The sequence below is a fragment of the Streptomyces sp. MB09-01 genome (assembly GCF_033794505.1).
Taxonomy (GTDB): domain Bacteria; phylum Actinomycetota; class Actinomycetes; order Streptomycetales; family Streptomycetaceae; genus Streptomyces.
The window spans coordinates 1-6,532 of record NZ_JARAYQ010000357.1 but is presented as its reverse complement, the minus strand read 5'-3'; the positions used below and the strand labels follow the sequence as shown (position 1 = coordinate 6,532).

6 protein-coding genes are annotated in these 6,532 nt (G+C 74.9%); 4 read left to right on the top strand and 2 right to left on the bottom strand.

All coding sequences use genetic code 11. The features are described 5' to 3' along the window. Positions 1-44 precede the first annotated feature (44 nt). From PV721_RS39650 to PV721_RS39635, 4 genes are read left to right on the top strand one after another with little or no spacing between them, the layout of a single operon-like run. Positions 45-1,613 carry an ABC transporter substrate-binding protein gene (locus PV721_RS39650; protein ID WP_319733157.1) on the top strand — a complete coding sequence of 523 codons (1,569 nt, stop codon included), beginning with the start codon at positions 45-47 and terminating at the stop codon, positions 1,611-1,613. Then, positions 1,610-2,557: an ABC transporter permease gene (locus PV721_RS39645; protein ID WP_416371278.1), complete on the top strand. Its 948-nt coding sequence runs from the start codon at positions 1,610-1,612 to the stop codon at positions 2,555-2,557. Before PV721_RS39650 ends, PV721_RS39645 begins: the two co-directional genes overlap by 4 nt. After that, positions 2,554-3,381, top strand: coding sequence for an ABC transporter permease subunit (locus PV721_RS39640; protein ID WP_319733155.1), 828 nt, complete (start codon positions 2,554-2,556; stop codon positions 3,379-3,381). The genes PV721_RS39645 and PV721_RS39640 overlap by 4 nt, the downstream gene beginning before the upstream one ends. After that, on the top strand, positions 3,378-4,790 hold the full coding sequence (locus PV721_RS39635) for an ABC transporter ATP-binding protein (RefSeq protein ID WP_319733153.1): 1,413 nt from the start codon (positions 3,378-3,380) through the stop codon (positions 4,788-4,790). Before PV721_RS39640 ends, PV721_RS39635 begins: the two co-directional genes overlap by 4 nt. 7 nt (positions 4,791-4,797) lie before the next feature. On the opposite strand, the gene PV721_RS39630 is transcribed toward PV721_RS39635, so the two are convergent. Next, complete coding sequence (locus tag PV721_RS39630; protein WP_319733151.1) at positions 4,798-5,088, bottom strand: antitoxin MazE7; 291 nt, start codon at positions 5,086-5,088, stop codon at positions 4,798-4,800. Between the two features lie 91 nt (positions 5,089-5,179). Continuing rightward, the gene (locus PV721_RS39625; protein WP_319733149.1) at positions 5,180-6,430 is read right to left on the bottom strand and encodes a mannosyltransferase family protein; all 1,251 of its coding nucleotides are present in this window, start codon (positions 6,428-6,430) and stop codon (positions 5,180-5,182) included. Positions 6,431-6,532 lie beyond the last annotated feature (102 nt).

Sequence of the window (6,532 nt, the reverse complement as noted above, 5' to 3'; positions counted from 1 at the left end):
CAACACCCCCACCACCCTCACCACAGCAACGGAGAAGGCACGTCATGAACGATCGCCCCACCGGCCCCGCCCGAAGAAGCCTCCTCATCGCCGGCAGCGCGGCCACCCTCGCCCTCGCCGCCGGCTGCGGGACCGGCTCCGGCACCGCGACCGACGCGAAGAACACTGCGGACGCCACCCCCAGGCCCGGCGGGCGGCTGCGCGCCGCCTTCGCCGGCGGCGGCCCGGGCGAGACCCTCGACCCCCACGCGGCCAACCTGTTCGTCGACGCGGCCCGCGCCAAGGCCCTCTTCGACAAGCTCGCCGACTTCGGCGCCGACCTCGCCCCCGTGCCGCGCCTCGCCGCACGCTGGGAGCCCAACCAGACCCTCGACACCTGGCGGATCACCCTGCGCCGGGCCGCCTTCCACGACGGCCGGCCCGTCACGGCCGAGGACGTCCTCTACAGCTACCGCCGCATCGCCGACCCCAAGGGAACCTTCCGTGCCAAGGCCTCGCTGGAGCCGGTCGACCTCGCGGCGAGCCGCGCCGTGGACGCCGCCACCGTCGAGTTCAGGCTCAAGCGGCCCTACGCCGAGTTTCCCAACACCCTCGCGGCCTTCGGTGCCTACATCGTCCCCAAGGACACCACCGCCTTCGACCGGCCCGTCGGCTCCGGCCCCTTCACCTTCGTCTCCTTCAAGCCCGGCGCGAGCCTCCTCGTCAAGCGCAACCCCGCCTACTGGGAGGGTGCGCCCCACCTCGAAGAACTCGAGTTCGTCATCGCGGGCGAAGAGTCCGCCCGGGTCAACGCCCTCCTGGGCGGCCAGGTCGAGTACGCCCACGAACTGAACCCGGCCACCGCCCGCGCCCACGAGGGCAAGGGCCGCATCGACGTCGTACGGCTGCCCGGCAGCGCCATGCAGGGCTTCGTCATGAAGACCGACCGGCCGCCCTTCGACGACAAGCGGGTCCGCCAGGCCTTCTTCCTCATCGCCGACCGCGAGGAACTCGTCGACGGCGCGCTCTCCGGCGCCGGGGAGATCGGCAACGACCTCTTCGGCAAGGGCTGCCAGTACTACGCGTCCGGCCTGCCCCAGCGCGTCCAGGACCTCGAACGGGCCCGGGCCCTGCTCAAGGAGGCCGGCGCCGAAGGGCTCAAGGTCACCCTCGACACCGCACCCGCCGCGACCGGCTTCCTCGAGGCGGCCGGCATCTTCAAGGAGCAGGCGGCCGAGGCCGGAGTCACCGTCGAGGTCAAGGTCGGCAACAAGGAGACGTACTGGAAGGACATCCTCGGCTCCGGAACCTTCGCCTCCTACCGGTCCGGCGCCATGCCCGTCGAATCCCACGTCTCCCAGCGGCTGCTCACCGCCTCCACCACCAACGCCACCAAGTGGCAGCACAAGGACTTCGACGACCTGTACCAGCAGGCCCAGTCCACCCCGGACGAGAAGGAGCGCACCGCCCTCTACGAGCGGATGCAGCGCCGGCTCCACGAGGAAGGAGGCTTCCTGATCTGGGGCTTCGCCGACTGGATCGTCGCCACCGCCCCCAAGGTCCGCGGCGTGTCCGGGGCCGCCCCCGCCAACACCCTCGACTGGGCCCGCTTCGACAGGATCTGGCTCGCGTGACGGGCCGCCTCCCGTGGACCGGCCGCCGTCTGCTCCTCGGCCTGGGGCAGACGGCGGCCGTCGTCCTGCTGGTCTTCGCCCTCACCGAGGCGCTGCCCGGCGACGCGGCCGTCGCACTTGCCGGCGACCAGCCCGACCCCGAACGCATCGCCCGCATCCGCGCGGCCATGCGACTGGACCGGCCCGCCTCCGAACGGCTCCTGGAGTGGGTCACCGGCATGTTCCACGGCGACCTCGGCACCTCACTCGTCACCGGACGGCCCGTCAGCGATCGTCTCGCGGACGGCCTCGGCCCCACCCTGCTGCTCGCCGCCGCCACGCTCACCGTGCTGGTCCCGCTCTCCGTGGGCCTCGGCGTCCTCGCTTCCCGCCGCGAAGGAGGCGTCGTGGACCGGACCGTCAGCGCCCTGACCCTGGCCGTGCACGCCGTACCGGAATTCGCCCTCGGCGTGCTGCTGGCCGCACTGTTCGCCCTGCACCTGGGCTGGCTCCCGGCCACCGCCGTCGCCGCAGATCCCTTCGTGCGGCCCGAGGTCCTGGTCCTGCCCGTCCTCGTGCTGACGGCCCGGCCCGTGTGCACCCTCAGCCGGCTGGTGCGCGCCGGGATGATCGAGGCGATGGCCTCGCCGTACGCGGCCCAGGCCCGCCGCTGCGGACTGTCCGGCTCCCGCATCCGCTGGGCGCACGCCCTGCCCAACGCCCTGGCACCCGCCACCCAGCAGCTCGCGCGCACCTGCGACTGGCTGCTGAGCGGGGTGATCGTCGTGGAGGCGCTGTTCGTCGTGCCCGGCCTCGGCACCGTCCTCATCGAGGCCGTCGCCGCCCGCGACGTACCCGTCGTCCAGGGCATGGCGGTCGTCTTCGGTGTCGTCACCGTCCTCGTCAACCTCGGCGCCGACCTCGTCGCACGCCGTTTCGCCCCCCGCTCGGAGGTGGCCGCGTGACCCGCCCCCCGGCGCGCTACGCCCTCGGCATCGCCCTCGTCGCCGTACCGCTGCTGCTCGCCCTGCTCGGACCCCTGGCCGCCGGCCCCGCCGGACCGAGGTCCGTCTCCTTCGCCACGGGCCAGGGCCACTGGCTCGGCACCGACTTCGGCGGCCGCGACGTCTGGCACCAGATCCTGCTCGGCGGCCGGTCCGTGGTCCTCGTGGCGCTCGGCGCGACCCTGCTCGCCTACCTCCTCGCCCTGCCGCTCGGGCTCGCCGCCGCCCTCACCCGCCGGACCTGGCTGGAGGAAGCCCTGATGAGACCGCTGGACGTGCTGGTCGCCGTACCCTCGCTCCTCCTGGTGCTGCTCGTCGCTGCCACCCTCACGCCCGGCCCCGCCGGACTGACGGCTCTGGTCGCACTGGCGGCCGTACCCGATGCGGCCCGGGTCGTCCACGCGGCGGCGGTCGAGGTGTGCGCCCGGCCGGCCGTCGAAGCGCTGCGCATGCAGGGCGAATCCTGGTGGCGCACGGCCCTCGGGTACGTGGCCCGCTCCCTGCGGCGCACCCTCGCCGCGGACGCCGGGATCCGGCTGACCGGGGCCCTGTACCTGGTGGCCACGGCCGCGTTCCTCGGCGTCGGCGCCGCTCCGGACGCCTCCGACTGGGCGGTGATGGTCGACCGCAACCGGACCGGCCTGTTCCTGCAGCCCTGGGCCGTGGTGGTGCCCGCCTTGCTCATCGCGGCGCTGTCGATGGGCGCCAACCTGCTGTGCGACGCGGCGCTGCACGCGGGAGCCCCCTCCCCGCGGGGACGCCGCCGGAAGGGAGCACGGGCATGACCACTGTGGCAGAGGTGCGGGACCTGCGGATCGAGATCGGCGGCCGGGCCGTCGTCGACGGGGTGAGCCTCACCGCACGCGCCGGCCGGATCACCGCCGTCATCGGCCCCTCGGGCAGCGGCAAGACCACCACGGGCCTCGCGCTCCTCGGCGAGTACCCGCCGGGCGCACGCGTCGAGGGCGCCGTGCAGACACAACGGGCCGGTGCGGTGGGCTACGTACCCCAGCACCCAGCCGCCGTGCTCAACCCCGCCCGGCGCGTCGGCGCCCTGCTGGGCGATGTCGCCGCCCGCCGGGGAGGCGGCCGCAGGGAGGTCCGCCGACGGGTGCTCGAAGCCCTGGAGCTGGCCCGGCTCCCGGACCCCGCGCAGACGCTGCGCCGCTTCCCCCACCAGCTCTCCGGAGGCCAGCAGCAGCGCGTGGTACTGGCCCAAGCGCTTCTCCTGGGCGCCCGGGTGATCGTCGCCGACGAACCGACCACCGGACAGGACGCGCTCACCAAGCAGGCGGTCGTGGCGGAGCTGGCCGCCCTCGCCGGGCGGGGCATCGCCGTCGTCCTGCTCAGCCACGACATGGACGTGGTGCGCCGGCTGGCGGACGAGGTCGTCGTGCTGCGCGCGGGCCGGGTCGTGGAGCGCGGACCGGTGCGCGCCGTGCTCGGCGACCCGGTGCGCGAGGTGTCCGCCGCTCCGCGCGCCCCGCGCCCGGCCGGGCCGGTCGTCCTGGAGGCACGGGCCCTGAGCGCCGGGCACCGCACCGCGCGCGGCACGGTCGACGTGCTGCACGACGTCGACCTCTCGGTCCGGGCGGGCGAGTGCCTGGCGCTGGTCGGCCGCTCCGGCAGCGGCAAGACCACCCTGGGGCGGTGCCTGGCCGGGCTGCACGCCGGCCACCGGGGCCGGATCCTGCTGGACGGCGCCCCGCTGCCGCAGAGCCTGCGCACGCGCAGCCGTACCCAACTGGCCGCCGTACAGTACGTGTTCCAGGATGCGAAGGCAGCCTTCGACGAACACCGGCCGGTCCTCGACCAGGTGGCCCGTACGGCGGTCCGGCTGCGAGGAGCCGACGGGCGGGGCGCACGCGCGGAGGCCGTCCGGGCGGTGGAGGCGCTCGGCCTGGGCGCGGGCCCGGCCGGCCGACGGCCGGGGGAGCTCTCCGGCGGGGAGCTCCAGCGCGCCGCGCTGGCCCGGGCCCTGCTGGCACGGCCGCGGGTGCTCGTCTGCGACGAGATCACCTCCGGCCTCGACCCCGCCACCCGCGGGGCCGTGCTCGAGGTGCTCGCCGGGCTCCGCGAACACAAGGACCTCGCCCTGGTGTTCATCACCCACGACCTGGCGGCCGCAGCCGCACTGGCCGACCGTACCGCCGTCCTGGAGGCGGGACGCCTCGCCGGTACGGGAGGGGTGTGACGTGCCGTCAGGCCCGGTCCTCGCGGCCGAAGGCCCCGCCCAGCGGCGGCCGGTTCCGGGTCTCCGGGAGCCGGTGCGTCGCGAGGCCGCCGAAGTCGCGGGCGAACCCGTCACGGAAACCGGGCCGTTCGAGCGCCTTCTCGAAGGCGTGCGCCGCGCGTGCGAGGGCGGCTTCGTTCTCCTGGGCGGCGGTGAGTTCGGCGAGGTACGCCCGCAGGCTCAGTCCGCGGTCCGCGGCGAGCACGGCGAGCCGGTCGTGCACATCGGTGTCGACCTCGACTGTGGTGGTGTCGGCCATGCACCGAGTATGCGCGCCCGCGGACCGGGCGGGGGGCCGTTCGCCGCAGGGCGCGGTGAGCCGGGCGTGGACGGTGGCGCCCCGGACGTGTCTAGCCGGCCCAGCGGCCCGTGAGGAAGGTGAGGGCGACCGTGGTGCCGAGCGGACCGACGACGTACAGGTAGGCGGACTGCACCCGCGGGCGGCGCAGGCTCCAGGCGGCCAGGGCGGTCCAGAGCGGCCACCACAGCAGGGTGGAACGGGGGACCGACGTGTACCAGTAGGAGGTGCCCAGGGCCGACAGGGTGAGGGCGATGTAGAGCGCTTCGGGCCACCGGCGGCCCCGCACCAGCACGGCGACCAGGACCACGCCGACCAGCATGGCCAGGAGTTCGGCCTGCCACATCAGCGCGTACCCGGTGGGCTGGGTGTGGTGGAAGGCCGCTTCCCAGGTGTTCGACCAGGCTTCCCACGGCGTGTGGAAGTCCCGGTACCAGCCGCGCTCCTGGGCGTGCTTCCAGGCCATCCAGTCCCCGGTCCGCGCGTGCAGGTACCAGGAGTACAGCGCGGGCGCGAGGGCGGGCAGGCACAGCCAGGGCGCCGCGCGCCAGGCGCGACCCCGGGCGGTGAGGACGAAGTGGAGCACGAGCGCGGCCACGAGGAACAGCCCGGTGACGCGCACCGAACAGGCCAGGCAGGCCAGGACCGAGGCCGCCCGCCAGTTCTGCCGCTGCGCCGCCAGCCAGGCGGGCAGGGCCAGGGCGAGGAAGAGCGCCTCGGTGTAGCCGGCGGCGAGGAAGACGGCGCACGGCGAGAGCAGGAGGAAGAAGACCGCACGCCGGCCAGCGTCCCGGCCGGGCAGCCGGAGGCGGGCGATGCGGGCGAGGGCCAGAACGGCGACGCCGCCCGCGAGGAACGAGATCAGCGCTCCGGCCGCGGCCCAGTCGGGGACGACCGTGTGGACGGCGCGCAGGGTGAGGGGGAAGCCGGGGAAGAAGGCCTCCCTGTTGTCCCACCCGGCCGTCCAGGGGCCGGCCTGGCCGGGGAAGTAGCCGTCCCTGGCTATGTGCATGTAGTGCGTCCAGTCCCACTGCTGCCAGGGCGCGAGCGGCGAGGCGGGCCGGCGGGCGTTGCCGTCGGCGGGGAACAGCCAGCCGACGGCTCCCGCGGTGGTCCAGATGCCGACGCGGGTCAGCAGGTAGAGCCACAACACCTCGCGGTCGCCCGGACCGAGCCGGGGCAACGTCCGGCGTGCACGACGGGCACGGCAGCTGGGGTCGGTGCGGCCCTCGTCGGGTACGCGCGGCCCGGCGGCGCGCGAGGCGGCGACCTCGGCCGGCCGCTGCGGGGCGGAAACGGACATGGGGGATCTCCTGACCCTGTGAGGGCATGCGGAACCACCGCCCGGGGTGCGAGGCGGGTGTCCGCGAGCGGTGGTTCCGCATGCCCTCACAGGGTCAGGAGA